Source organism: Pseudomonas sp. UBA6753, assembly GCF_002453565.1.
GTDB lineage: Bacteria > Pseudomonadota > Gammaproteobacteria > Pseudomonadales > Pseudomonadaceae > Aquipseudomonas > Aquipseudomonas putida_Z.
Window position 1 is genome coordinate 64213 of the sequence record NZ_DKHD01000035.1, and the last position, 23917, is coordinate 88129.

At 65.1% G+C, this 23917-nt stretch carries 26 protein-coding genes; 12 read left to right on the forward strand and 14 right to left on the reverse strand.

Annotated features, from left to right (window positions below):
• Nucleotides 1-24: 24 nt before the first annotated feature.
• Nucleotides 25-636: an FMN-dependent NADH-azoreductase gene (locus tag B2790_RS14765; RefSeq protein WP_049277030.1), complete on the forward strand. Its 612-nt coding sequence runs from the start codon at nt 25-27 to the stop codon at nt 634-636.
• A gap of 165 nt (nt 637-801) precedes the next feature.
• Here B2790_RS14765 and B2790_RS14770 read toward each other — a convergent pair whose 3' ends face one another.
• The 3 genes from B2790_RS14770 to B2790_RS14780 form a co-directional block, all read right to left on the reverse strand.
• On the reverse strand, nt 802-2004 hold the full coding sequence (locus tag B2790_RS14770) for an NAD(P)/FAD-dependent oxidoreductase (RefSeq protein ID WP_286919082.1): 1203 nt from the start codon (nt 2002-2004) through the stop codon (nt 802-804).
• A gap of 69 nt (nt 2005-2073) precedes the next feature.
• On the reverse strand, nt 2074-2673 hold the full coding sequence (locus tag B2790_RS14775) for a helix-turn-helix domain-containing protein (RefSeq protein ID WP_025339404.1): 600 nt from the start codon (nt 2671-2673) through the stop codon (nt 2074-2076).
• A 40-nt stretch (nt 2674-2713) separates the two neighbouring features.
• On the reverse strand, nt 2714-4666 hold the full coding sequence (locus tag B2790_RS14780) for an FAD-dependent oxidoreductase (RefSeq protein WP_286919083.1): 1953 nt from the start codon (nt 4664-4666) through the stop codon (nt 2714-2716).
• Nucleotides 4667-4842: 176 nt separating this feature from the next.
• Here B2790_RS14780 and B2790_RS14785 point away from each other — a divergent pair, with 176 nt between their 5' ends.
• Nucleotides 4843-5886 carry an ABC transporter substrate-binding protein gene (locus B2790_RS14785; RefSeq protein ID WP_286919084.1) on the forward strand — a complete coding sequence of 348 codons (1044 nt, stop codon included), beginning with the start codon at nt 4843-4845 and terminating at the stop codon, nt 5884-5886.
• A gap of 23 nt (nt 5887-5909) precedes the next feature.
• Nucleotides 5910-6665, forward strand: a complete 756-nt coding sequence (locus tag B2790_RS14790; RefSeq protein ID WP_286919170.1) for a class II aldolase/adducin family protein — start codon at nt 5910-5912, stop codon at nt 6663-6665.
• Nucleotides 6666-6754: 89 nt separating this feature from the next.
• Here B2790_RS14790 and B2790_RS14795 read toward each other — a convergent pair whose 3' ends face one another.
• Nucleotides 6755-8152, reverse strand: a complete 1398-nt coding sequence (locus B2790_RS14795) for a purine-cytosine permease family protein (protein ID WP_286919085.1) — start codon at nt 8150-8152, stop codon at nt 6755-6757.
• 234 nt (nt 8153-8386) lie between these two features.
• Between B2790_RS14795 and B2790_RS14800 the strand changes: the two genes are divergently transcribed.
• From B2790_RS14800 to B2790_RS14815, 4 genes are all read left to right on the forward strand, one after another.
• On the forward strand, nt 8387-9271 hold the full coding sequence (locus B2790_RS14800) for an EamA family transporter (protein WP_025339399.1): 885 nt from the start codon (nt 8387-8389) through the stop codon (nt 9269-9271).
• Between the two features lie 201 nt (nt 9272-9472).
• Nucleotides 9473-9793, forward strand: a complete 321-nt coding sequence (locus B2790_RS14805) for a YbjQ family protein (RefSeq protein WP_003258990.1) — start codon at nt 9473-9475, stop codon at nt 9791-9793.
• Nucleotides 9794-9931: 138 nt separating this feature from the next.
• A complete protein-coding gene (locus B2790_RS14810; protein ID WP_003253897.1) occupies nt 9932-10120 on the forward strand; it encodes a hypothetical protein in 189 nt (62 codons plus the stop codon).
• Between the two features lie 140 nt (nt 10121-10260).
• Nucleotides 10261-10572, forward strand: coding sequence for a hypothetical protein (locus B2790_RS14815; RefSeq protein ID WP_025339398.1), 312 nt, complete (start codon nt 10261-10263; stop codon nt 10570-10572).
• Nucleotides 10573-10618: 46 nt separating this feature from the next.
• Here B2790_RS14815 and B2790_RS14820 read toward each other — a convergent pair whose 3' ends face one another.
• Together B2790_RS14820 and ampC are read right to left on the reverse strand one after the other, a co-directional pair.
• Nucleotides 10619-10951 carry a hypothetical protein gene (locus B2790_RS14820; protein WP_003253895.1) on the reverse strand — a complete coding sequence of 111 codons (333 nt, stop codon included), beginning with the start codon at nt 10949-10951 and terminating at the stop codon, nt 10619-10621.
• A gap of 301 nt (nt 10952-11252) precedes the next feature.
• The gene (gene ampC / locus B2790_RS14825; RefSeq protein ID WP_085663680.1) at nt 11253-12395 is read right to left on the reverse strand and encodes a class C beta-lactamase; all 1143 of its coding nucleotides are present in this window, start codon (nt 12393-12395) and stop codon (nt 11253-11255) included.
• A 119-nt stretch (nt 12396-12514) separates the two neighbouring features.
• Here ampC and B2790_RS14830 point away from each other — a divergent pair, with 119 nt between their 5' ends.
• Nucleotides 12515-13507 (forward strand): bile acid:sodium symporter family protein, encoded by a 993-nt coding sequence (locus B2790_RS14830; protein ID WP_286919086.1) that lies wholly within the window; start codon nt 12515-12517, stop codon nt 13505-13507.
• A 113-nt stretch (nt 13508-13620) separates the two neighbouring features.
• On the opposite strand, the gene B2790_RS14835 is transcribed toward B2790_RS14830, so the two are convergent.
• Nucleotides 13621-14214 (reverse strand): DUF4157 domain-containing protein, encoded by a 594-nt coding sequence (locus tag B2790_RS14835; protein WP_085616665.1) that lies wholly within the window; start codon nt 14212-14214, stop codon nt 13621-13623.
• Entirely contained in the window at nt 14201-14764 is a 564-nt protein-coding gene (locus B2790_RS14840) for a TetR/AcrR family transcriptional regulator (protein ID WP_286919087.1), read from the reverse strand. The genes B2790_RS14835 and B2790_RS14840 overlap by 14 nt, the downstream gene beginning before the upstream one ends.
• Before the next feature lie 89 nt (nt 14765-14853).
• On the opposite strand from B2790_RS14840, the gene B2790_RS14845 reads away from it, so the two are divergent.
• Together B2790_RS14845 and B2790_RS14850 are read left to right on the forward strand one after the other, a co-directional pair.
• The gene (locus B2790_RS14845) at nt 14854-15585 is read left to right on the forward strand and encodes an SDR family oxidoreductase (RefSeq protein ID WP_286919088.1); all 732 of its coding nucleotides are present in this window, start codon (nt 14854-14856) and stop codon (nt 15583-15585) included.
• 31 nt (nt 15586-15616) lie between these two features.
• Complete coding sequence (locus tag B2790_RS14850; protein ID WP_286919089.1) at nt 15617-16231, forward strand: 2-hydroxychromene-2-carboxylate isomerase; 615 nt, start codon at nt 15617-15619, stop codon at nt 16229-16231.
• 220 nt (nt 16232-16451) lie between these two features.
• Here the strand turns inward: B2790_RS14850 and B2790_RS14855 are convergent, their stop codons facing one another.
• From B2790_RS14855 to B2790_RS14870, 4 genes are all read right to left on the reverse strand, one after another.
• Nucleotides 16452-16997 (reverse strand): cupin domain-containing protein, encoded by a 546-nt coding sequence (locus B2790_RS14855; RefSeq protein WP_003248033.1) that lies wholly within the window; start codon nt 16995-16997, stop codon nt 16452-16454.
• 81 nt (nt 16998-17078) lie between these two features.
• Nucleotides 17079-18284 (reverse strand): MFS transporter, encoded by a 1206-nt coding sequence (locus tag B2790_RS14860; protein WP_286919090.1) that lies wholly within the window; start codon nt 18282-18284, stop codon nt 17079-17081.
• A gap of 85 nt (nt 18285-18369) precedes the next feature.
• The gene (locus tag B2790_RS14865) at nt 18370-18903 is read right to left on the reverse strand and encodes a cytochrome b (RefSeq protein ID WP_286919091.1); all 534 of its coding nucleotides are present in this window, start codon (nt 18901-18903) and stop codon (nt 18370-18372) included.
• Nucleotides 18900-19952 (reverse strand): catalase family peroxidase, encoded by a 1053-nt coding sequence (locus B2790_RS14870; RefSeq protein WP_286919092.1) that lies wholly within the window; start codon nt 19950-19952, stop codon nt 18900-18902. The genes B2790_RS14865 and B2790_RS14870 overlap by 4 nt, the downstream gene beginning before the upstream one ends.
• A 124-nt stretch (nt 19953-20076) precedes the next feature.
• Here B2790_RS14870 and B2790_RS14875 point away from each other — a divergent pair, with 124 nt between their 5' ends.
• Both B2790_RS14875 and B2790_RS14880 read left to right on the forward strand, forming a co-directional pair.
• Complete coding sequence (locus B2790_RS14875) at nt 20077-20598, forward strand: sigma-70 family RNA polymerase sigma factor (protein WP_137164159.1); 522 nt, start codon at nt 20077-20079, stop codon at nt 20596-20598.
• Nucleotides 20595-21347 (forward strand): anti-sigma factor family protein, encoded by a 753-nt coding sequence (locus B2790_RS14880; protein ID WP_286919093.1) that lies wholly within the window; start codon nt 20595-20597, stop codon nt 21345-21347. Before B2790_RS14875 ends, B2790_RS14880 begins: the two co-directional genes overlap by 4 nt.
• Before the next feature lie 125 nt (nt 21348-21472).
• On the opposite strand, the gene B2790_RS14885 is transcribed toward B2790_RS14880, so the two are convergent.
• Nucleotides 21473-22624 (reverse strand): acyl-CoA dehydrogenase family protein, encoded by a 1152-nt coding sequence (locus tag B2790_RS14885; RefSeq protein ID WP_003258582.1) that lies wholly within the window; start codon nt 22622-22624, stop codon nt 21473-21475.
• Between the two features lie 16 nt (nt 22625-22640).
• Entirely contained in the window at nt 22641-23711 is a 1071-nt protein-coding gene (locus tag B2790_RS14890) for an enoyl-CoA hydratase/isomerase family protein (protein ID WP_137164157.1), read from the reverse strand.
• Between the last annotated feature and the right edge of the window lie 206 nt (nt 23712-23917).

Sequence of the window (23917 nt, forward strand, 5' to 3'; positions counted from 1 at the left end):
GGTCTTCATTCACAGGAGAGTCCCATGAAACTGTTGCATATCGATTCGAGCATCCTGGGCGACAATTCCGCCTCCCGCCAACTGAGCCGCGAAGTGGTCGAAGCCTGGAAAGCCGCCGACCCGAGCGTGGAAGTGGTGTACCGCGACCTGGCCGCTGACGCCATCGCCCACTTCTCCGCGGCTACCCTGGTAGCGGCTGGCACCCCGGAAGACATGCGCGACGCAGCCCAGGCCTTCGAAGCCAAGCTGAGCGCGGAAACCCTGGAAGAGTTCCTGGCTGCCGATGCCGTGGTGATTGGTGCGCCGATGTACAACTTCACCGTGCCGACCCAGCTCAAGGCCTGGATTGACCGCGTTGCCGTCGCCGGCAAGACTTTCCGCTACACCGAAGCCGGCCCGGAAGGCCTGTGCGGCAACAAGAAGGTAGTGCTGGTGTCCACCGCCGGTGGCCTGCACGCTGGCCAGCCGACTGGCGCCGGGCATGAGGACTTCCTCAAGGTGTTCCTGGGCTTCATTGGTGTCACCGACCTGGAAATCGTCCGCGCCCATGGTCTGGCCTATGGCCCTGAGCACCGCAGCCAGGCGATCGATGCTGCCCAGGCGCAGATTGCCAACGAGCTGTTTGCTGCTGCCTGATCCTGCTGTCTTGCGCAAGCTTCAAAGGCTTGCGCGAACTCTGTGGGAGCGGCCTTGTGTCGCGAAAGGGCCGCAAAGCGGCCCCAGAGATCTCGGTGTAAACGCTGACATCCTGGGGCCGCTGTGCGGCCCTTTCGCGACACAAGGCCGCTCCCACAATCAACCTCAGGCCACTGGAATACCCGGATCAGCCGCTGCCAGCGCTGCAGCACGTTCGGCCGCTGGCGGGTAGATCCACACGGTATTGATCTGCGCCTTCAACACCTTGGCCTCGGCCTTGTCTTCCGGTGGCGACACCGTGCGTTCCCACCCTTCTGTATACACCGCCCCCCAGGCCCCAAGGTCCAGGCAGGTCACGTACTTGGGCTGGCTGTAGGTCTTCGGTGCCACGCCAATCAGCTCGGCCGCCGCATTGTTGCCCGCATGACGCCCCAGCGGAATCGCATGCTGGCAGGACATCACCGCGTAATTGCCAAGCTCGTCGCAGGCGGCATAGGCCACATCACCTGCCGCGTACACGGCATCATTGCCTTTCACCTTGAGATTGCCATCGACATGCAAGCGGCCCTGGCGGTCGCGCTCGCCACTGATCTGCTCGGTGAGCGGGTTGGCCTTGAAGCCCACGGTCCAGATCACTGTGCTGGCGTCGATGCGCTGGCCGTTGTCCAGCAGCACGCCGGCAGGGTCGACCGAGGCTACCGTGGCGCCACAGATCCACTCCACGCCCAGGGCCTCGGAGGCCTGCTCGATGGCGGGGCGGATGCCGTCACCCAGGGCCGCGCCAATCCTCGCCCCACGGTCGACCACCACCACGCGCAACGCCGTGTCCTCCCCGAGGATTTCGCGCAGGCGGGCCGGCAGTTCGGTGGCGGTCTCGATGCCGGTAAAGCCACCGCCGGCCACCACCACGGTATTGCGCGCCGGAGTGTCGGGCAGGCTTGCCAGAGACTTCAGGTGGGTTTCCAGGCGCGCGGCGCTGTCGAGCTTGTCGACATCGAACACATGCTCGATGCCAACCATGTCGGGCCGGTTGAGCACGCTGCCGCAGGCCATGATCAGGCGGTCGTAGGGCAGGGCGCACTGGGTACCGCTGCGGGTGCGGTAGCTGACGCGGCGGGCCGCTTCATCGATGTGGAAGGCCGTGCCCTGCACGAAGCGGACGTTGACGGCATCGAAAAGCTCTTGCAACGGCGCGGCCATGGCATGGACGTCGGGCTCGTAGAAGCGCGGGCGCACATGCAGCTCGGCCTGGGGTGCAAGCAAGGTGACCTCGACATCCTTGCGGCCATGGAGGTCAAGCTGGCGGACGGCGCTGAGCGCGCTCCACAGGCCGGCAAAGCCCGCGCCAATGATCAGGATCTGCTTCATGGTTGTGCTCCTCTGAAGTTCGGGTAACAAGGTAGACCCTGTTGCTGGATGTTGGGGAGCGAGCATGCTTCAGAATGTTGGCGGCGTGATCACCCAGATCACCACGGCATCCACCTCGCCGGGGTTGCCATAGCGGTGCGGTTCCTGGCTCGAGAAGCTGAAACTGTCCCCTTCACCCAGCTGGAAATGCCGCTCGCCCACCCACAGCTCGAAGCTGCCGCTGAGGATGTAGCCGGCCTCTTCACCGTCGTGGCTGTAGCTCTGCTGGCTGTAGCTGCCCGGAGGGAATCGCGAATGCAGGATTTCCAGCTGGCGGTTGGGCTGGGGCGTGAGCAGTTGATCGACGATGCCATCTTCGTAATGCACGCTCAGGCGGCTGTTGCGCCGTACCACATAGCCCTGGTCCTCGGGTGCAGTGGTGGCTTCGCTGGCGAAGAACCACTGGATGGTCACCCCCAGGCTGCGGGCGATGTTGAACAGCGCCGGAATCGATGGATAGGAGAGGTTGCGCTCCAGCTGGCTGATGTAGCCAGCGGTCAGTTCACTGTGCGTGGCCAGCTCCGCCAGGGTCATGCCACGGCGTTTGCGCAGGCCGCGAATGCGGCTGCCGAGAAACTGCGGCGCGGCGCCCCCGGCTTCGCTGGCGGGGGGCTGGGGGAGTTGGCTCATGTACGTCGGTCCATCGTGAAAAGCCGCAGTATGTACAGTCTCAGAGCGCCCAGGCAACCGTCAGGCCATCGTGAATCGCTTCTTCGGCGGTACGCGGCGCCAGGCAGTCGCCAATGCGGCGCACCTCGACCAGGCCGGCCAGCTCCGTGGCCAGGCGGTCTTCCGGTTGATGGCCCAGGCACAGTACCAGGGTGTCGATACCTTCGAAGATCATCGGTTCGCCGCTGGCGGTGTGCTGCAGGTACACCGTGTTGTCGTCGCTGCCATACAGGCGGGCATATGGTGTGACGGGAATACCCAGGCGATGCAGCTCGCCGGCCAGTTGGTCGCGCACGTACAGCGGCAGGCTTTCGCCGCAATGGGTGCCATTGACCGCCAGTTGCACCTGGTGGCCCTCGCGTACCAGGCGTTCGGCGATGCCTGGGCCGATCCAGTCGCAGCGCCAGTCGATCACCAGCACCGAGCGCCCCGGTTTTACTTCATTGCGCAGTATTTGCCAGGCATCCACCACCTGTAGCTCACCGGTGCGCTCGAAGGCCGGCCAGTAGGGGGTGGCACCGGTGGCCGCGATCACCAGGTCGGGGCGTTCTCGTTCGACCAGTGCGCGGTCGACCCGGGTATTGCGCACCACTTCCACGCCCGCCAGGGCCATTTCCCGCTGCAGGTTGGTGCTGGCGCCACCGAACTCGCTGCGCCGTGGCAGCAACTGGGCCAGCAGCACCTGGCCACCGAGCTGCGGGCCAGCCTCGTACAGCGTGACCTGATGACCGCGCGCAGCGGCCACGGCGGCGGCTTTCATGCCGGCAGGCCCGCCACCGGCCACGAGGATGCGCTTGGGGTGGGTGGTGGGGGTCAATTGCCCGTACTGCAACTCGCGGCCGGTCTCCGGTCGCTGGATGCAGGAAATGGGCAGGCCGCGGTGGAAGTGCCCGATGCAAGCCTGGTTGCAGGCGATACAGGCACGTACGTCCTCGACCTGGCCCTGCTCGGTCTTGTTCGGCATCTGCGGGTCACAGATCAGCGCACGGGTCATGCCGCAGACATCGGCCTGGCCACGGGCCAGGATCAGTTCGGCTTCCTGGGGCTGGTTGATACGCCCGGTGACGAACAGCGGGATGCCCAGGTGCTGCTTGAAGGTGCCGGCCTCCCGGGCCAGGTAGGCCGGTTGAATGGCCATCGGCGGCACGATATGCACGGCGCCGCCCAGGGAGGCCGACGTGCCGGCAACGATGTGCAGGTAGTCGAGCTGGCCCTGCAAGGCAACCGCTGCAGCCAGCGATTCGTCCTCGCTCAGCCCCTGGCTGTCGCGCTCGTCGGCACTGATGCGCAGGCCGATGATGAACTGCTCGTCGGTGGCCGCGCGTACGGCGGCCAGCACTTCGCGCAGGAACCGCAGGCGCTGCTCGAGCTCACCGTTGTAGCCATCCGTGCGCTGGTTCACCCGCGGGTTGAGGAACTGCGCAGGCAGGTAGCCATGGCTGGCCACCACTTCAACGCCATCCAGCCCGGCCTGGTGCAGGCGGCGGGCAGCGCTGGCATAGCCCTGGACGATCTCGTCGATCATTGCCTGGTCCAGCGCGCGCGGCATCACCCGGAAGCGTTCATTGGGCACCGCGGACGCCGAGTAGGCCACCGCCAGCAAGCCGTCCGCCGACTCCATGATCTCCCGCCCGGGGTGGAACAGTTGCGACAGCACCACGGTGCCATGCTCATGGCAGGCCTCGGCAAGCTGGCGATAGCCGTCGATGCAGGCATCGTCGGTGGCCATCAGCACATGCGAGGTGTAGCGGGCGCTGTCATGCACCCCGGCCACCTGCAGCACGATCAGGCCGACGCCACCGGCGGCGCGGGCGCGCTGGTAGGCGATGAGCTTGTCGTTGACCAGGTTGTCGGTGGGCAGGCAGGTGTCGTGGCCGGTGGACATGATGCGGTTCTTCAAGCGTTTGCCGCGGATCTGCAAGGCTTCGAACAGGTGAGGGAAGGCGGTCTGCATACAGGCGGCTCCGGTGCGGTGTTGTTCTTGTTTTTGTATGAAAGTGTAGCGTCAGTTAAAAATCAACTTGTTTTTTTACTGGTCGACGACTAGGTTTTTCTCACCCTCATGGCGAGGGCGTGACCTCACAACAACAAGAAAACGGGCCCCTCGGGCACCGGCAGGAGGCAACTACGATGCAGGTATTCCCACGTGTAAGCAGCCTTTGCGCAGCGTTGCTGGCCATGGGCCTGGGCAGTGCGCAAGCGGCACCGCAGATGGTCGTGGTCGGCTATGGTGGTGCCGGCCAGAAAGCCCAGGACGAGGCGATCTTCAAACCGTTCAGTGCCCAGGATGGCAGCAAGCTGATCCAGAGCGAGTACAACGGCGAAATGGCACGGATCCAGGTAATGGCCGACACCGGCAATGTCGACTGGGACGTGGTGCAGATCGAAGGGCCTGACCTGATGCGTGGCTGCGACGAGGGCATTTATGAGCAGCTGGACTGGCAGCGCATGGGCCATGCGGGTGAACTGATTGCCGATGCGGCACAAGCCTGCGGCTCGGCCGCGCTGGTATGGAGCGTGGCCATTGCCTATGACCGCAGCAAGCTGGCCCAGGCGCCTGCGTCGTGGGCCGACTTCTGGGACGTTAGCAAGTACCCGGGCAAGCGCGGTCTGCGCAAGCGTGCGGTGTACAACCTGGAGTTCGCCCTGATGGCCGACGGGGTCAAGGTCGAGGATGTCTACAAGGTACTGGCCACTCCGGCCGGGGTCGAGCGTGCCTTTGCCAAACTCAGCGAACTCAAGCCGCATATCCAGTGGTGGGACGCCGGGGCCCAGCCTGCCCAGTGGCTGGCGGCGGGTGACGTGGTGATGACCTCGACCTACAGCGGGCGCATCGCCGTGGCGGCCCAGCAGGGCAGCCCGCTGGCAGTGGTCTGGCCTGGCAGCCTGTATGGCATGGATTACTGGGCGATCATCAAGGGCTCGCGGCATGTCGACCAGGCCAAGCGGCTGATTGCCTACGCCAACCAGCCGGACACCCAGGTGCGTTATGTGCAGCAGATCCCCTATGGGCCGACCAACACCCAGGCGGCAGCGAAGCTCGACCCGTCCCTGGCCAGTTGGGTGCCTACTTCGCCGCAGAACCTGCAGGGGGCGTTGGCGATGAATGTGGAATTCTGGGTCGACCATGGCGAAGAGCTGGAACAGCGCTTCAATGCGTGGGCCAGCAAATAGCGTTCTGCAAAGGAATAACAATGATGACCGCAACGGAACAAAGCCTGCGCCAGGAGCTGGCCGCCTGCTATCGGCTGATCGCCCATTTCCGCATGAGCGACCTGATATTCACCCATATTTCCCTGCGCCTGCCGGGGCCGGAGCACCACTTCCTGATCAACCCGTACGGCTTGCTGTTCGATGAGATCACGGCCTCCAGCCTGGTGAAGATCGACCTGCAAGGCCGGCCAGTGGAAGCGACGCCGCACCCGGTCAACCCGGCCGGTTTCGTCATCCACAGCGCCATCCATGCTGCCCGCGAGAATGCCCGTTGTGTGCTGCACACCCACACCCGGGCAGGTTGTGCGGTGGCGGCGCTGGAATGTGGGCTGCTGCCGCTCAACCAGATGTCCATGGAGTTTTATGGCAAGGTGGCGTACCACGCCTATGAAGGGATTGCGCTGGACATGGATGAGCAGCGAAGGCTGGTAGCCGACCTGGGCGACAAGCCGGTGATGATCCTGCGTAACCATGGCCTGCTGACCACCGGGCGCAGCGTGGCCGAAGCGTTCCTGCGCATGTACTACCTGGAGAAGGCGTGCGAGATCCAGTTGGCGGCACAGAGTGCCGGGCAGGTGATGTTACCGCCCGCCGAAGTGTGTAGGCATACCGAGCGGCAGTTCAATGATCCGGGGCGGGGGTTGAAGCAGGGCGAGCTGGCGGATCCGGATGCGCTGCAGCTGGCGTGGGCGGCGTTGTTGCGGATGCTGGAGCGAGTCGCGCCGGACTATCGTCGTTGACATTGGCGCGCTCGCGGTGAAAGCCGTCTTGCCCTCGCATCGCGTTTGCGGCGCGAGGGCAAGAATTTCTACGTTGATGGCGAGAGGGCTCAGTGTGCGTCAGGCACGATCATCGCTGGCGGTGCCTCTTGCGCCCGACGCCGCGCCACCCAGTAGTACAGCACGCTCGGCACTACCAGGCCGATCAGCCACGAGATATCCACACCGCCCAGGTGCGCGACCAGCGGCCCTGTGTACAGTTTGGTGTCGATGAACGGCATCTGTATCAGCACGCCCACGGTGTAGACGATGATTCCAGGCCAGTTCCAGCGGCCGTATCGGCCTTGCGGGTCGGCGAGGGCGGGGATGTCGTAACGCTCCTTGGTGATGAAGTAGTAGTCGACCAGGTTGACCGCGCTCCATGGCACGAAGAACGTCAGCAGGAACAGGATGAACGACTTGAACGCACTGAGAAACGAATGCTGGCCAAGCAAGGCCACCAGAGTGGCGGCGCCGACGATGCCCAGTACGAACAGCAGGCGTTGCGCACGGCTGATCGCCAGGTGGCCGCGGAAGCCGCTGATGATGGTTGCAATGCACATGAAGCTGCCATAAGAGTTCAGCGTCGAGATGGTCACCTTGCCAAAGGCGATGCAGAAATACAGCAGCGCTGCGGTGCTACCGGCGCCACCCAGGCCGACAATGTAGGCCACTTCGTGACCGGAGAACTGGGCACCGGCGATGGCGGCGGCGAACACCCCGAGGATCATTGATGCCTGGGCGCCAATCACCGAGCCCAGGCCTGCGGCGAGGAAGGTCCTCACTGGCGATGTACTGCTTGGCAGATAGCGCGAGTAGTCGGCTACATAGGGGCCGAAGGCGATCTGCCAGGACGCAGCCAGTGATACGGCGAGCAGGAACGATGCCCAACTGAAGTGGCGGTTGTCGAGTAACTGCCCGATGTCGGCCAGCATCATGATGCGACTGAACAGGTAGACGAAGGCAATGATGCCCAGCACGCTGGCGACTCGGCCGATCCAGTGGATCACCCGGTATCCGGCCAGGGTGGCGAGCACGATTATGCTGGCGAAAATCAGGATGCCAGTGCTGTCGCTGACGTCGAGCAATTGGCCGATCGCCTGTCCGGAGAGCACCGTGCCGGTGGCGGTGAAGCCCAGGTACATCAGGCATACCAGCACCATCGGTATGGCCGCGCCGTAGACCCCGAACTGCACGCGGCTGGAAATCATCTGCGGCAACCCCAGACGAGGACCTTGAGCGGCATGAAGGGCCATGACCGCGCCGCCGATCAATTGACCGAGCAGCAGGCCGATCAGCGACCAGAACACGTCGCCACCGAGCACCACGGCCAGGGCGCCGGTCACGATTGCCGTGATCTGCAAGTTGGCTCCGAGCCACAGGGTGAACTGACTGTACACGCGTCCATGGCGTTCAGTCTCGGGTATGTAGTCGATCGAGCGCCGCTCGAGTACGGGTTTGCTGGACATTCAGTGGCTCCGCTTCATTGTTTTTGTGTAAGCGAGTCAGTCATCGGCGGGACGCAAGGCGGATGACCTCGCATGATATGAGCATGTATATACAAGTGCGGTCAAGTCATCTCTTGCGAGTGAAACAGTCATGCTGTTGCGCAATGATGGGTTGCAACTGTGCTGGTCCCTGTCGAAGGAATAGCCTTATGCTGTAACGAAATATGTCTAGAAAGCTTGAAGAAGGATGTCGCAATGCCGCTCAAGGACCTGCTCATCGCCCTGGTGGTGATTGTTGCCTGGGGAGTCAACTTCGTGGTCATCAAGGTTGGCCTCGATGGGTTGCCGCCGATGTTGCTGGGGGCATTGCGCTTCTTGCTGGTGGCGTTCCCGGCGATCCTGCTGGTCAAGCGCCCCAAGCTGCCCTGGCGCTGGCTGATCGCCTATGGTGCGACCATTTCGTTGGGCCAGTTCGCTTTTCTGTTCCAGGCCATGTACAGCGGCATGCCGCCAGGGCTGGCCTCGCTGATCCTGCAGTCGCAAGCGTTCTTCACCCTCGGCTTTGCCGCGCTGTTCCTTGGCGAGCGGCTGCGCCTGGCCAGCGTGCTGGGGCTGCTGGTGGCCGCCAGCGGCCTGGCGCTTATCGGCAGCGAAGACGGCGGCCATGTACCGATGCTGGCGCTGGTGCTGACCCTGTGTGCCGGCGCCATGTGGGGCATGGGCAACATCATTACCCGGCGCTTTGGCTCGGTTGACCTGGTGGCGCTGGTGATCTGGGGCGGGTTGATTCCGCCACTGCCGTTCCTGGCATTGTCCTGGTGGCTGGAGGGGCCGGAGCGTATTGGCCATGCCCTTGCCAATATCAGCTGGAGTTCGGTGTTGGCCCTGGCTTACCTGGCGTTTGTCGCCACCATGCTCGGCTACAGCCTGTGGAGCAAGCTGCTGTCGCGCCACCCGGCCGGCAAGGTGGCGCCGTTCTCGCTGCTGGTGCCAGTGATTGGCCTGAGTTCGTCGGCGTTGTTGCTGGGCGAGCGTTTGACCGCGACCCAGGGCTGGGGCGCATTGCTGGTGATGGCAGGGTTGCTGGTGAACGTGTTCGGCGCCCGCATTGGCCAACGGCTGCGCGCGGTCAGCGCGTAGTTGATCCTTCAACCACTGCCCGACTGAAAATCGCAAGCCCTGTGGGAGCGGGCGTGCCCGCGAACACGGGCGAAGCCCGTGCCAACCACCGTGTTGCCTGCTTCGCGGGGCACGCCCGCTCCCACAATGACGGCATATCTGCGGGGGGATTTGCGCTCTGTTAGAATCGGCCTCTTTTGCCAGGCCAATGGAGTGCACCCCATGATCATTTCCACCACCAGCCAGCTCGAAGGCCGCCCGATTGCCGAATACCTGGGCGTGGTCAGCTCCGAATCGGTGCAGGGCATCAACTTCGTGCGCGATTTCTTTGCACGTTTTCGCGACTTCTTCGGTGGCCGTTCGCAAACCCTGGAAAGCGCACTGCGCGAAGCCCGGGAACAGGCCACCGAAGAACTGAAGGCGCGGGCACGCCAGTTGCAAGCCGATGCGGTAGTGGGGGTGGATTTCGAGATCAGCATGCCGTCGGTACAGGGCGGCATGGTCGTGGTATTTGCTACCGGCACAGCGGTGCGCCTGAAGTAGAGCGTCTGCCGCTGGTCGGGTCCAGGGCCTCGGTCCGGGCGGTCCGCAAATGACCAGCTAGTCTCACTTTCACAGGTCGCGTTTGGTGGAGCAACTGTTCTGGTTGCCGACGCGTCCGCCACTGGAGGGAGACAGGGCATGAGCGAATCCTTTTTCGAAGACCTGAACGACGCGTTCCCCATCAACAGCCAGGTGCGTTGCGGCCAGGCGGCATTCCGCCTGGGCTTCGCCCACATGACGCTGGATGATTCCGAACAGCTCCAGCCTGCACACCTGCAGCGCAGCAAAAAAGGCCGCTTCATGCCGCGGGTTCCGCTGAAGAAGTGATCCCGCTCCAGCACAACCCCGCCGAATGGCGGGGTTTTTATTGCCATTTCTTGATCCGCCTCATGGCATTGCCGGGTAGCGCTCGCAGGATGGCCAAGGCTGTGGTTTTCTTGCGCGGCATTCCAGCAACGGAGGATTGAATGCTCATGCGAGTCAGGGAAGAGACCTATTGGCAATGGGCCGACGCCCAGTTGCACAGCCGCTGCCACGACGAAGCACTCAGTGACGGCACCACGCTGGACGTGCAGGTGCGCTTGTCGCGCCTGGGGGCGACCCAGCTGTTCCTGGGGCTGTATGCCGGGGATGGGCGAGCATTGCTGGAGGAGTATTACCCCGCACGGCCAGGCGAGACCATGACCCGCGCCCTGGTGTGGGGTGTCGACCGTGCCCGGGCGATGGCAACCGGCGCCTTGCCGCTGCCAGCGCCCCGCAGCCAGCGGCGCCAGGCATGAAAAAGCCCGGCCTATGCGGGCCGGGCTCAGGTAAGGGTGGGAACCCTCAGTTGAGCGGTTCGATCACCTTGACTGCCTGCTGCTCACGGGCAGCGGGCCATTCTTGTTGCAGGGTCTGCAGGACGCGGCCAACGAACTCGGTGTCGGCGGCGGCCTTCTTGCCGACGTAGCCTTGGCCACGGCGGTAGACCTTGAAGCGGGCACGCATGCTGGGCAGGTGCTCTTCGAATTCATCTTCGACGGTGTTCGGTGGCAGGCGGTCGAGGCGCACTTCACCGGTCTGGCTGACCCACAGCAGATGGTCGTCAAGGCTGTCCTTGCGTACGGCGAACAGCTGGGCCAATTGGTCGATAGTCGGATTGTTGTTCAAGTTCATCATAAAGCCCCCATTACCCATTCGTAGGTGATTTTTCACAGTTGGCGCTACCACGGTGTAGCGCACTACCAAGGCTGCTACAGCAGCATCGCAACAGGGGCTTTCTCACGCTGCCTTTTGGACAGTTTCCCTCTCCACGGACGGCCTGCGTTACCGCGCAGGCCGTCTGGAACACCCTTGCCACCGCTCCCGATCGGGGAGACGGCTTCATCATGCCCAAGGGCGATGAACGGCGTCAACCATTTTGTAGTGAATATTTTTAGCCACTACATCGTGTCGTTTTGTTCGACAATCGCTGCCCGCACTAAAGCCCGGACAGAATGTCGAAGGCCGCGCGCACCCGGGCTTCGTTCGGGTAATTTCGGTTGGCCAGCAACACCACGGCCAGCTGTTCGGCGGGCACGAACGCGGCGTAGGCGCCGAAACCATTGGTCGAGCCGGTCTTGTTGTACCAGGCTGCCGGCAGCGGCGGCAGGGCTGGATGCAAGCGCGTGGTTGCCTGCGGTTCCCGGATAAGCTGCGGGCCGTTGCCATCGACCAGTGTGCCCAGCGTGACCGGGTAGGGGTAACGCTCCCAGCCCAGGCCCTGGGTCATGGCGCCGACCTGGAAGTAGCCCCGCTGGGTGATGGCCGTGGCTTGCGCCAGCGCCGGTGGCAGCCCCTCCGGCTGCATGTGCAGGCGCACATAGCGCAGCAGGTCGCTGGCGCTGGTCTTGATGCCGTAGGCTTCGTCGGCGTAAGGGCCGGGGCCGACACGCACCGGCTTGTCGGCACTGTCGTAGCCCTGGGCATACAACCCTTGGGCGCTGGCCGGGACCTGCAGATAGGTGTTTTCCAGGCCCATCTGTTTCAGCAGGCCCTCGCTCATCAGCGTGGAAAACGGCTGATGCTGCGCGCGGGCGGCCAGGTCACCGAACAGGCCCAGGCTGGGGTTCGAGTAGCAGCGCTGGGTGCCAGGTTTGGCGCGGGGTTGCCAGTGCCGGAAGAAATCGACCACCTGCTGCGGCGTCTGCACCGCATCCGGGAACTGCAATGGCAGGCAGTCGGCACTGTAGGCGCCCAGCTCCAGCACGCTTGCGTCGCCGATGGGGGCGCCGGCGAGGGCCGGGTGATAGCGCTTGGCCGGGGCATCGAGGTCCAGCTTGCCTTCGGCGCTGGCCAGTGCGGCCAAAGTGGCGGTGTAGGTCTTGCTCAGGGAGCCGATCTCGAACAGCGTGTCGCGGCTGACCGGCACATTGTCGGCCTTGCTGGCCACGCCATAGCTGAAGTAGTGCGCGTGGTTGCGAGCATAGATGGCCACGGCCATGCCGGTGATGCCTTGCTCCTGCATCAGCGGGCGGATGATCTGGTCGACCTTGGCCTGCAACTGGTCGTCGGCCTGGGCGGCACTGTAGCCCAGGGTGAGCGTGATGGCGGCTGCAAGTGCAGCCAGGCGGGAGAGGGGCATGAGCGGGTCCTGTGCTGGAGCGTGTCCGTTGAGCGACACCGGTGGGGGTTCCGGCGTTAGCGGCGAAAAACCGAAGACCTTATCGTCTGCCCTTGCACAATGACAAGACGGAAACTGTGATGAAGTATTTGCGCATGTTATTCGACAATTTCACCCTGGCCTTGCTCGGGGTGGTGCTGATTGCCACCGTGCTGCCTTGCTCGGGCGACGGCGCGGTGTACTTTGGTTGGCTGACCAACCTGGCCATCGGCCTGCTGTTCTTCCTGCACGGCGCCAAGCTGTCGCGCGAGGCGATCATCGCCGGTGCCGGGCACTGGCGCCTGCACTTGCTGGTGTTCTCCTGCACCTTCGTGCTGTTCCCGTTGCTGGGCCTGGCGTTCAAGCCACTGTTCGTGCCGCTGGTGGGCAACGAGCTGTACCTGGGCGTGCTCTACCTGTGTGCCTTACCGGCCACCGTGCAGTCGGCCATCGCCTTCACCTCGCTGGCGCGTGGCAACGTGCCGGCGGCCATTTGCAGCGCGGCGGCATCCAGCCTGCTGGGTATCTTCCTCACGCCGTTGCTGGTGATGATGTTGCTGGGGGCCAGCGGCGATACCGGTTCCGGCCTGGATGCGGTGCTGAAGATCACCCTGCAGCTGCTGGTGCCGTTCGTGGCCGGGCAGGTCGCCCGGCGCTGGATCGGTGCGTGGGTCAAGCGCAATGCGCGTTGGCTCAAGGTGGTGGACCAGGGCTCGATCCTGCTGGTGGTTTACACCGCGTTCAGCGAGGCGGTGGTCACCGGGCTGTGGCACACGGTATCGCCGCAGCACCTGGCCGGGTTGTTTGCCGTGTGCGGGATTTTGCTGGCAGTGGTGCTGTACGGTACCCGGCTGCTCGGCAAGCTGCTGGGCTTTGACCTGGAGGACCGCATTACCATCCTGTTCGCCGGCTCGAAGAAGAGCCTGGCTACCGGGGTGCCAATGGCGCAGGTGTTGTTCGTCGGCAGTGGCATTGGCGCGATGATCCTGCCGCTGATGCTGTTCCACCAGATCCAGCTGATGGTCTGTGCGGTGCTGGCGCAGCGTTATGCCAGCCGTGAGCAGGTGGCTGAAGAAGTTTCTGCGGCGTCCTGACAGGGCCCTATCGCCGGCAAGCCAGCTCCCACCTCGACCGCACAGCTCTCAAGGCCTGTGCAGTCCCTGTGGGAGCTGGCTTGCCGGCGAAGGGCTGCAAAGCAGCCCCTGGCTTATCTAGCCTGCCCCGAACCACGCTCGCGCAGCGCCTTGCTTACCTCGCCCTCGATCTTGTAGGCCGGCGCTTCCAGGTCGTCGTAGTTGCGCGTGTAGCGCCGGGCGAACTCTTCCACACCCAGTTGCTGATACTGCTGCACATGCTTGAGCTCGTGTGCCCACAACGCCACGTTGTCCTCGGCATCGGCGGGGCGGCGGAAGATGATCGTGTCGATCAGCGTCACGGCGTTCACGTCGGGGTTCTGCAGCAGCGCATTGGCTGCGCTCATCTGTTGTTCGTCACCCACCCGGAAGCGCGCCGCGTCCAGCACGGCAAAGTCGTACCAGGGTTCGAGTTGCGCACGGATATGCAACGGGATCGGCTCGACGCCGCTGGCGGTGGCTTCGTCGCGGGCCTGCTGCAGGGCGTAGGTCAGGCTGGACGAAGCCAGCACTTCCACGTCCTTGAAAATCTGCCCGGCCTGGCCGGGGTCGATGGGCGCACAGAAACACCCCATCAGGCACACCTGGTACTGCCCTGGCGGGCAGGCCTGTTCGGCCAGTGCAGGCAGGCTCAGCAGTAGCCCCAGCAGTAGACTAATCCGCTTCATGCAGGGCCTTCTCGACAAAGTTGCGGCTGGCGTCCAGTACCTGCGACTGCACGCTTTCAGTGGCCAGCATGCGCCCGACCAGCAAGGCGCCGACGCACTGGCTGATCAGCACCCAGGCCAATTCGTCGTCCTCCAGGGTCGCGCTCCAGGCCTGGTGCAGCTCCACCAGCCAATGCTCGGCCACGGCGCGCACGGGTGCTTCTGCCCGGGCAATCTCCACCCCCAATGGCGGCAGCGGGCAGCCACCTTCGGCATTGTGCAGGTGGGCCAGGCTCAGGTACTGCTGCAGGCACCGGCCCAGGCGTTCGCGGCTGGCGCCCTGGTTGGCCAGGCGCGCCAGCGGGCTGTTGCACAGTTCCTGCCGCACTACCTCGGTGAACAGGTCGTCCTTGGATGGGAAGTGGTTGTAGAAGGCGCCGCCGGTCAGGCCGATCGCCTTCATCAGCCCGGCCACGCCAGTGCTGGAAAAACCCCCGCGTTTGGCCAGCGCGCCGCTGCTGGCCAGCAGCCGCTCGCGGGTTTGCTGCTTGTGTTCGTTGGTGTAGCGCATTCAGTTGCCTCTGCAGGCGGGCTTGACGGTGGCGGCGATCATAACATAGCGTTCGTTTACTAAACGATCATTCACCAATGGAGGCAGGCATGACAGAACAACAAAAAGTGGTGCTCGTGATTGGCGCCGGGGATGCTACCGGCGGCGAGATCGCCAAGCGCTTTGCCCGCGAGGGCTACATTGCCTGTGTTACCCGGCGCCAGGCTGACAAGCTGCAGCCGCTGCTGGACGAAATCCGCGCTGCCGGCGGCCAGGCCCACGGTTTCGGCTCCGATGCGCGCAAGGAGGAGGAGGTGGCGGCGCTGGTCGAAACCATCGAGCGTGATATCGGCCCGATCGAAGCGTTTGTGTTCAATATCGGTGCCAATGTGCCCTGTAGCATTCTCGAGGAAACCCCGCGCAAATACTTCAAGATCTGGGAGATGGCCTGTTTTGCCGGTTTCCTCACCGCCCAGGCGGTGGCCCGGCGCATGGTCCAGCGCGAGCGCGGCACCATCCTGTTCACCGGCGCCACTGCCGGCACCCGTGGCGCGGCGGGCTTTGCGGCATTCGCCGGGGCCAAGCACGCCTTGCGCGCCCTGGCCCAGAGCATGGCGCGCGAGCTGGGGCCGCGGAACATCCATGTCGCCCACGTGGTGGTTGACGGGGCCATCGACACCGCCTTCATCCGTGACACTTTCCCCGAGCGCTACTCCCTCAAGGACCAGGATGGCATCCTCGACCCGGCCCACATCGCCGACAGCTACTGGTTCCTGCACGCCCAGCCCCGCGACGCCTGGACCTTCGAGCTGGACCTGCGCCCCTGGATGGAACGTTGGTAAGCCCCTTTCACCGAGCAAGGACCGTAACCACATGAACAAGACTGTCGATTTCTTTTTTGACCTGGGCAGCCCGGCCAGCTATCTGGCCTGGACGCAACTGCCTGGCCTGTGTGCCCGCCAGGGTGCCACGCTGCGTTACCGGCCGATGCTGCTGGGCGGGGTTTTCCAGGCCACCGGCAACGCCTCGCCGGTGATGATCCCGGCCAAGGGCCGTTACATGTTCACCGACCTGGCGCGCTTCGCCGCGCGCTATGGGGTACCGTTCGAGTTGCCGCCGGGGTTCCCGGTCAATACCTTGACCCTGATGCGCGGGGCAGTGGGCACCCAGCTGCGTTCGCCGGAGCGGTTCGAGGCGTTGCTGGCGGTGCTGTTCAATGGGCTGTTTGCGCAGCGCCGCAACCTGGGCGACAACGCCGTCCTCGACGACACGCTGAGCCAAGGCGGCTTCGACCCGCAGGCATTTCGCGCGCTGGCGGGTGATGACGAGGTGAAGGCCGCGCTCAGGCACGCGACCGAAGAGGCAGTGGAGCGCGGGGTGTTCGGCGCGCCGACCTGCTTTGTCGGTGACGAGATGTTCTTCGGACAGGACCGCCTGGACTTTGTCGAAGAGGCCCTGCGTCAGGGCGCCGACAGCCGTTCCAGCTGAGTGCGCAAGCGGTGTGGGAGCGGGCGTGCCCGCGAAACGGTCAACGCGGTGTATGGCACCGGCTGCGCCGGTGTTCGCGGGCATGCCCGCTCCCACAAGGGATTGTGACACGCTCTCGAATATTGTTCCCTGTGCGACAGCGCAGCCCAAAGGGCTGGGCAATCTCCCACAAAGACCGCGTACGTCGGGGCTGGGAAAGGGCAGCCCCTGCGCCACCCAATCAGAAGTTCGCCGGGGTATTGGCGCTGATGATCTCGGCCTCGTCCGGGCCGATGTTCTTGAAACTGTGCGGCAGGGTAGTGGGGATGTAGTACCCGTCGCCCGAGTTGAGCACGCTCACCTGGCCATCGACCCACAACTCGACGGTGCCGCGGGTGACCAGGCCACACTCTTCACCCTCGGCATGCACGATCGGTTCGCCCGAATCGGCGCCCGGTGCATACAGTTCCCGCAGCATGCGCATCTGCCGGCCTTCGACACTGGCGCCGACCAGCAGCATGCGCAGGCCGTTGCGGCCCAGGTCTGGCTGCTCGCCGCCACGGAACACGTAGCGCTCTTCGCGCACCGGCTCGTCGAAACTGAAGAACTCCGCCAGGCTCATCGGAATGCCTTCGAGCAGTTTTTTCAGGGAGCTGACCGAAGGGCTGACGCGATTCTGCTCGATCTGCGAGATCGTCGAATTGGTCAGCCCGCTGCGGCGGGCCAGTTCCCGTTGGGAGAGGTTGTTGCGTTCACGCACCAGTTTGAGTCGCGTCCCCGTGTCCATAGCCGCCTTGTAATCAGAGGTGTCAATAATAATGAGCGATGCGCATTAAAACACACTCTGCGCGCTTGCGCGCTGTGCTTGTCAGGCCCGCTGATCGCGGGGCATCGGCCATGACCCGACCAGCAGCAACAGCGCCGCCACCGCCAGGAACGGCAAGCGTGGATCGACGGCATAAACCAAGGTGCCGGCCAGCGGCCCGATCACTGCGCCCATGCCCTGGGCAGCACCGATGGAGCCGGCCGTGGCGCCTTGCTCGGAGGCGTGCATGGCATTGGCCGCCAGCGCCGAAAACGCCGGGAAGACGAAGCCCATGCCCGCCGCCGCGACAAAGTAGCAAGCCCACAGCCAAGGCGCTGTGGTCGCCAGCGAGCCGCAGGCAAAGCCCAGGGCCGAAACCGTGGCGCCGACCCGGATCATCTTCAACGGCGGCCATTCCAGCTGGCGCAGCAGCACCTGCGCCAGGATCAGCGCCACACCCACCGTGGTCAGGGCGATGCCGGCTGCCTGGGCCGCCTCGGCAGGGCCCAGGTGCAGGCGGTCGAGGGCAAAGAAGCCGACGATGATCTGCGATACCGTGACACTGAGCATGGCGCTGAACGCCACCAGCAAAGGTCGGCGCAGGCGCGGGTCGTTCAGCCGCACCGGGCTGGGGGCATGGCTGTGCGGCAGCGTCTGCGGCTTGAGGGTGAACAGCAGGACCAGAAAGGCACTGGCCGGCAGCAGCGACATGATATGGAACGGCAGGCTCAGGCTATGCCGCGCCAGCAGCGCTGCCAGCGCCGGCCCCACCACCAGGCCGACGGCGTTGGCCGCTCCCAGCGAGGCCATGGCCCGGGCCCGGCGTTGCGGTTCGACATGGTCGGCGATCAGCGCATTGCAGCCCACCGGGATGGCAGCATAGAAGGCGCCGATACAGCCGCGCGCGACCATCAGGCCGATAAAGGCCAGGGTCGCCCCCGGCAGCCAGCGCAGCGCACCTTCGACGAACAGGCACAGCAGCCAGTAGGCAAGGGTGAAACCGGCGCTGCCCAGCAGCAGGATGCGCCGACGGCCCAGGCGGTCTGCGGCGCGCCCCCAGGGCCGGGCCAGCAGCACCCAGACCACGCCCGCCACGGTCACGGCGGCACCGGCTTGCCAGGTGGCCATGCCGAGCTGGCGGGCGATCGGGCCGATCAGGGCGACGAAGGCCATCATCGACATGGTACAGGCCATGTTGGCCAGCAGCAGCGGACGCAAGTCCAGGGCGCTGGCGGGTGCGAGTGTGGCAGGATCCTTTGCGACATTCATAGGGCAGTCCAGGGCGGTACGGCAAATAGAAAGCCGATCTTGTTGGGAATTATTATCGATTGTCGACCCCCTGGGCTGCCGAGCGTCATTCGCTGCGGCGCAGTGGGCCAGGCCACATGCTACGCAACACGCCATCACGGCGCACCCACGCGTGCATCAAGGCCGCCCCCACATGCACCAGCACCGTGGCGAACAGCAGGTAGCCTGCCCAGCCATGGGCCTGACGCAGCACGGCGTACAACTGCAGGTCATGCGGGGCAATCGCCGGCAAGCCCAGCGGGCGGGGATAGCCACCGGCCGACAGCATGGCCCAGCCCAGCAGCGGCATGGCCAGCATCAGGCCATAAAGCAGCAGGTGCGAGGCCCCGGCGGCCCAGCGTTGCAGTGTGGGCAGGTCGTGCGGCAGGGCTGGGTGGGGCAAGGCCAGGCGAACGGCGATGCGCAGCAGCACCAGCACCAGCAGGGCCAGGCCGGTTGCCTTGTGCAACCCGATCAGCACGGGGTGGCGCGGCGACAGGTCGGCGACCATGCTCACACCGATGAACAACATGGCCAGGATCAGCACGGCCATCAGCCAGTGCAACAGGCGGACGAGGGGGTGGAAGGCGTCGGTTTTCATGGGTGGGCTCCGGTGCCGAGCGATTCGCGGCTGCGGCGGTTGAAGGATTCCGAGTAGGCGGCCGAACGGGCGGCGAGGATCGGGTCGGCGGAGGCCTGGATGCCCCGGGGCAGGATCAGTGGGTCGAAGTTGAGGTCACGGCAGGCACCTTGCTCGGGGCCGTCGACCTGCTCCAGTACCAGCGTGCCGGCGTCCACGCTGCGCCGTTCGGCAGGCCAGGGGCTGGCAGGGTCGTCCACCGCGTCGCCAGGTTCCGCCAGCACCAGGCGCAGGGTCCAGCGCAGCGGGCCTTGGGCCAGCCTTTGCTGCAGGTCGTGCTGCAGGAACTGTTTGTCATCGACCTGGGCAGGCAGGGCGGCAAACGCTGTTTGCGGCTCCAGTTGCCAACGCACGGGGTGGGCCGCGCCGCTTGCATCGATCAGGCGGAAGGCGTTGATGCTGTGGTACTGCGTGCTGGCGAAGCTGTTGCTGGGCTTGTAGCCTGCCGCCCATTGGCGAAACGCCGCGCTTTCCGGGTGGGCGGCGAAGAACGCCTGCAGTCTGCCCGGGTCCGGCTTGCCGGTGGCCGGGTCTGGCGCCCCGGCCAGCACCTGTTCATAGAAGGCTTGTGGTGTGCTTACCGCCAGCACCGGCGGGTTGTTCATGCCGGTACGCCAGATCTGCCCGTCGTCGGTGCTCAGCTCGATGGCCAGGCTGCGCACCGGTATGCCGGTATCCGGCGCGAACGGGTTGGCGCCGCCGATGGCGAAGCGGCCGATCACCGGCACCCGCGGCTGGCTGAAAGCCCGTGCTGTGGACAGGCTGGCGGCTTGCCCGCTGGGCTGGAAGTAGCCGCTGACGCACAGGCCCTTGGCGTGGTTCTTGCGGTAACCCGGGTAATGCCCGGCCTGGGCTTCGAAGGTGTCGATGATGCGCTGCGGGGTCAGGCGGGTTTCGCCAAGCCAGCCGGCAGCGTAGGCAAAGGCGGCGCCCGCGCCCAGCATCACGGCGCCGATGGCGGCCAGGCGCAGGGCCTTGGCCGGGCCGTGCAGGGGTGAGTTCATGGTCATTGTCCGGTTCGGTGAAGGTGCCGGTACGACGGCGCAGGGAAAAACTTATTCCCTTGCCGGGAATAGATTTTCCTCACAGGCGTCTGCCTCTTACACTGACAGCCCCAGAGGCCGGGACTTTGCCATGCATGATCTGGACGACCACCAGTGGCGCGAGCTGCTGGCCCGCCTGCGCCGCTTTGCCGTGTGGCTGACCCGCGAGCCGGGCAGCGCCGACGACCTGGTGCAGGCCACGGTCGAGCGGGCCTTGAGCCGGTGCGACCAGCAACGCGACGCCGATGCCCTGCGGGCCTGGCTGTTCACCATCCTTTATCGGCTGTTCCTCGACGGTAAGCGCCGCGAGCGCCTGCATGCGCGCTGGCTTTCCTGGTTCGGCCGTGGCGAGCGCGACGACGAGCCGGTTGGCGGCAATCTCGAGGCCATTGTCCTGGCCCAGGCCGACCTGCAGGCTTTCGCCCGGCTCACGGCAGAACAGCGGGCGCTGTTGCTGCTGGTCAGCATCGAGGGTTTGAGCTACAAGGAGGCCGCCCAGGCCCTGGGTATCCCTATTGGCACTGTGATGTCGCGCCTGTCGCGCGCCCGCAATGCCTTGCGCGAACTGACCGAGGGCAGCCCCCAGCCCCCGGCCTTGCGGAGACTGAAATGACGCGCCTGATCCCCAGCGAAGACGAACTGCACGCTTACGTCGACGACCGCCTGGAGCCTGAGCGCCGGGCCGAAGTGCAGGCCTGGCTGGCGGCCAACCCGCAGGCCGCGGCCAAGGTCGAGGGTTGGCGTGCCGACGCCCGCCGCTTGCGTACGGCACTGGCCGGGTTTGGCGAAGTGCCCGGGGCGGCGCAGCTGGACCTTGGGCAGTTGCGCCGGCAATTGCGCCAACGCCGCCAGCGCCGCTGGGCCACGGCGGCGGTGTTGCTGCTGGCATTGGGCGTGGGTGGCCTGGGAGGGTGGCAGGTGCGCGACGCGACCTTGGCGCGTGCCGACCTGCCGATGGCCGATGCCGTCCAGGCACACCGCTTGTTTGCCGGTAGCCAGGCGCTGGATATCCAGGCCAGCGACCCGGGCCAGTTGCGTGACTGGCTGGGGCGCCACTTCAGCCGCGTGGGCCAGTTGCCGGACCTGGCGGGCTACGGCTTCAAACCGGTGGGCGCGCGCCTGCTGAGCAATGAACAGGGGCCGGCGGCGCTGCTGGTGTTCGAGGATGGCAAGGGCCAGCGCATCAGCCTGTTCCTGCGCTCACCAGGTGATCAGTATCGGCGCATGCCGGACGGGCAGCGGGTGGATGGCCAGCTGGAGGCGCGGTATTGGTCGCATGGGGCCTACAACTTTGCCCTGGTCAGCGCGGCGGACGATGTGCGCGGGGCGGGGGTGGGGGAGGCGTTGCGGTTGGGTTTGTAACAGATGCGCGGTCCCTGTAGGAGCGGCCTTGTGTCGCGAAAGGGCCGCAACGCGGCCCCAGGATGTCAGCTTCGATGCACAATTTGCTGGGGCCGCTATGCGGCCCTATCGCGACACAAGGCCGATTACAGCGGATAGTGCTTCAACTCCCGCGCAATCAGCATCCGCTGGATCTCGCTAGACCCTTCATAGATCTGCGTGATCCGCGCATCGCGGTAGTAGCGCTCCACCGGGTAATCCTCCAGGTAGCCATACCCGCCATGCACCTGGATCGCCATCGAGCACACCCGCTCGGCCATCTCCGAGGCGAACAGCTTGGCCTGCGAGGCCTCCGACAGGCACGGCTTGCCGGCACTGCGCAGGCGCGCGGCATGCAGGATCAGCAAGCGCGCGGCATTCACCTGCACCTGCATGTCGGCCAGCAGGTTGGCGATGCTCTGATGTTCGTTGATCGGCTTGCCGAACTGCACCCGATCACGCGAGTAGGCCAGCGCCGCCTCGAACGCGGCGCGGGCAATGCCCAGTGCCTGGGCAGCAATGCCGATACGGCCGCCCTCGAGGTTGGACAGGGCGATGGCAAGGCCCTTGCCACGCTCACCGAGGATGTTGGCGGCAGGGATGCGGCAGTTGTCGAAGGTGACCGCGCAGGTGTCGGAAGCGCGGATGCCCATCTTGTGCTCGCTGCGATCGACCTTGAAGCCCGGGTTGTCGGTGGGCACCAGGAACGCCGACAGGCCCTTCTTGCCCAGCTCCGGGTCGGTCACCGCGAAGACGATGGCCAACCCGGCGCGGCGGGCGTTGCTGACGAACTGCTTGGCGCCGTTGATCACCCACTGGCCATCCACCAGTTCGGCGCGGGTGCGCAGGTTGTGCGCCTCGGAACCGGCCTGTGGCTCGGTCAGGCAGAAGCAGCCGATCACCTCGCCGGTGGCCAGGCGTGGCAGCCACTGCTGTTGCTGTTCGGCCGTGCCGTAGGCCAGCAGCGGGCCGCAGCCCACCGAGTTGTGGATGCTCATCATCGCACCGGTGGCACCGCAGCCGGCTGCGATCTCTTCCACCGCCAGGGCATAGGCGACGTAGTCGGTGTAGCTGCCGCCAAAGTCTTCCGGCACCACCATGCCCAGCAGGCCCAGTTCGCCCATCTTGCGTACCACGCCATCGTCGATCCAGCCGGCCTTTTCCCAGGCCTGGGCATGCGGGGCGATCTCGCCACGGGCAAAGTCCCGGGCCATGTCGCGGATCATGATCTGTTCTTCGCTCAGTTCCAGGTCTTGCATCTGTGTACTCCCGGGCTCACAGGCCTTCGAAGAATTGGTCGACCCGCTGGCGTTGCAGTGCGGCCAGGGTCGGCGGGTTCCAGCGTGGCTGCTTGTCCTTGTCGATGATCAGCGCGCGCACGCCTTCGATGATGTCGCCGTGCTGGAACCACTGGCGGTCCAGGTGCAGCTCCATGGCAAAGCAGTCGTCAAGGCTCAGGTGGCGACCCCGGCGCAGCATCTCCAGAGTAACCGCCATGGCCAGCGGCGAGCGGCTTTCCAGCTGGTCGGCGGTGGCCACGGCCCAGGCGTGGCTGTCGCCAATGCTCACCGCACGCAGTTGCTCGACGATGGCAGGCATGTCGGGCAGGGCGAAGAAGTGGTCGATGACCGGGCGCAGTTTTTCCAGCGGCGCATCGTCGAGCACCTGGGTGCCGAGCCTGGCCAGCAGGTTCTGCAGGTCCTTGAGTGGGTTGTCGCCGAAACTGAGCTGGTTCAGGCCCTGATCGAGGGTGGCGATCTGGTCGCTGGGCAGGTACCAGTTGGCCAGGCCGCAATACAGCGCATCGGCTGCCTGGATCTGGCTGCCGCTGACGCCCAGGTAGATGCCCAGTTCGCCGGGGATGCGCGACAGGAAATAGCTGCCACCCACATCCGGGAAATAGCCGATGCCCACTTCAGGCATGCCCAAGCGGCTGCGTTCGGTGACCACGCGCAGGTCGCAGCCCTGGGCCAGGCCCATGCCGCCACCGAGGGTGAAGCCGTCCATCAGCACCAGCACCGGCTTGCGGTAGCGGTGGATGGCCAGGTCAAGGGCGTATTCCTCGACGAAGAACGTTTCATGCAGCGTTTCGCCAGCCTTGAAGCTGTCGTGCAGCGAGCGGATATCGCCACCGGCGCAGAAACCCTTGGGGCCCTCGCCACGCAGTACCACGGCGTGCACGTGCGGGTCTTCCGCCCACAGGTCAAGGTGCTGGCGCAGGCTGCGGACCATGTCCAGGGTCAGGGCATTGAGGCCGGCGGGGCGGTTCAGGGTCAGATGGCCGATCTGGTTGCGGACCTCGGCCAGCACATGGTCGGTTGCCGAGGTATGAGCGTGCGCAGTCATTGCGTTCTCCCTGCTTTGTTATTGATTTTCCAAGTGAAGTCTGGAGTTCGCTGGAGGATCGCAGGATCCTGTCATGCGAATTTGCCTTGCACAATCGACAATTGTGCAAGGGCATCGTGCATTTTTGCCCTGCCCGAAGGTAGCGCGCTCCAATCATTAACCTGACAGTAACGAAAGCGCCAGTAGCTTGATTGATCCCCCCACCA

Bases quoted from the DNA above. Each gene is read 5' to 3' on its own strand.
- B2790_RS14765 (WP_049277030.1), top strand. From the start codon at position 25: ATGAAACTGTTGCATATCGATTCGAGCATCCTGGGCGACAATTCCGCC.
- B2790_RS14770 (WP_286919082.1), bottom strand. From the start codon at position 2,004: ATGAAGCAGATCCTGATCATTGGCGCGGGCTTTGCCGGCCTGTGGAGC.
- B2790_RS14775 (WP_025339404.1), bottom strand. From the start codon at position 2,673: ATGAGCCAACTCCCCCAGCCCCCCGCCAGCGAAGCCGGGGGCGCCGCG.
- B2790_RS14780 (WP_286919083.1), bottom strand. From the start codon at position 4,666: ATGCAGACCGCCTTCCCTCACCTGTTCGAAGCCTTGCAGATCCGCGGC.
- B2790_RS14785 (WP_286919084.1), top strand. From the start codon at position 4,843: ATGCAGGTATTCCCACGTGTAAGCAGCCTTTGCGCAGCGTTGCTGGCC.
- B2790_RS14790 (WP_286919170.1), top strand. From the start codon at position 5,910: ATGACCGCAACGGAACAAAGCCTGCGCCAGGAGCTGGCCGCCTGCTAT.
- B2790_RS14795 (WP_286919085.1), bottom strand. From the start codon at position 8,152: ATGTCCAGCAAACCCGTACTCGAGCGGCGCTCGATCGACTACATACCC.
- B2790_RS14800 (WP_025339399.1), top strand. From the start codon at position 8,387: ATGCCGCTCAAGGACCTGCTCATCGCCCTGGTGGTGATTGTTGCCTGG.
- B2790_RS14805 (WP_003258990.1), top strand. From the start codon at position 9,473: ATGATCATTTCCACCACCAGCCAGCTCGAAGGCCGCCCGATTGCCGAA.
- B2790_RS14810 (WP_003253897.1), top strand. From the start codon at position 9,932: ATGAGCGAATCCTTTTTCGAAGACCTGAACGACGCGTTCCCCATCAAC.
- B2790_RS14815 (WP_025339398.1), top strand. From the start codon at position 10,261: ATGCTCATGCGAGTCAGGGAAGAGACCTATTGGCAATGGGCCGACGCC.
- B2790_RS14820 (WP_003253895.1), bottom strand. From the start codon at position 10,951: ATGATGAACTTGAACAACAATCCGACTATCGACCAATTGGCCCAGCTG.
- ampC (WP_085663680.1), bottom strand. From the start codon at position 12,395: ATGCCCCTCTCCCGCCTGGCTGCACTTGCAGCCGCCATCACGCTCACC.
- B2790_RS14830 (WP_286919086.1), top strand. From the start codon at position 12,515: ATGAAGTATTTGCGCATGTTATTCGACAATTTCACCCTGGCCTTGCTC.
- B2790_RS14835 (WP_085616665.1), bottom strand. From the start codon at position 14,214: ATGAAGCGGATTAGTCTACTGCTGGGGCTACTGCTGAGCCTGCCTGCA.
- B2790_RS14840 (WP_286919087.1), bottom strand. From the start codon at position 14,764: ATGCGCTACACCAACGAACACAAGCAGCAAACCCGCGAGCGGCTGCTG.
- B2790_RS14845 (WP_286919088.1), top strand. From the start codon at position 14,854: ATGACAGAACAACAAAAAGTGGTGCTCGTGATTGGCGCCGGGGATGCT.
- B2790_RS14850 (WP_286919089.1), top strand. From the start codon at position 15,617: ATGAACAAGACTGTCGATTTCTTTTTTGACCTGGGCAGCCCGGCCAGC.
- B2790_RS14855 (WP_003248033.1), bottom strand. From the start codon at position 16,997: ATGGACACGGGGACGCGACTCAAACTGGTGCGTGAACGCAACAACCTC.
- B2790_RS14860 (WP_286919090.1), bottom strand. From the start codon at position 18,284: ATGAATGTCGCAAAGGATCCTGCCACACTCGCACCCGCCAGCGCCCTG.
- B2790_RS14865 (WP_286919091.1), bottom strand. From the start codon at position 18,903: ATGAAAACCGACGCCTTCCACCCCCTCGTCCGCCTGTTGCACTGGCTG.
- B2790_RS14870 (WP_286919092.1), bottom strand. From the start codon at position 19,952: ATGACCATGAACTCACCCCTGCACGGCCCGGCCAAGGCCCTGCGCCTG.
- B2790_RS14875 (WP_137164159.1), top strand. From the start codon at position 20,077: ATGCATGATCTGGACGACCACCAGTGGCGCGAGCTGCTGGCCCGCCTG.
- B2790_RS14880 (WP_286919093.1), top strand. From the start codon at position 20,595: ATGACGCGCCTGATCCCCAGCGAAGACGAACTGCACGCTTACGTCGAC.
- B2790_RS14885 (WP_003258582.1), bottom strand. From the start codon at position 22,624: ATGCAAGACCTGGAACTGAGCGAAGAACAGATCATGATCCGCGACATG.
- B2790_RS14890 (WP_137164157.1), bottom strand. From the start codon at position 23,711: ATGACTGCGCACGCTCATACCTCGGCAACCGACCATGTGCTGGCCGAG.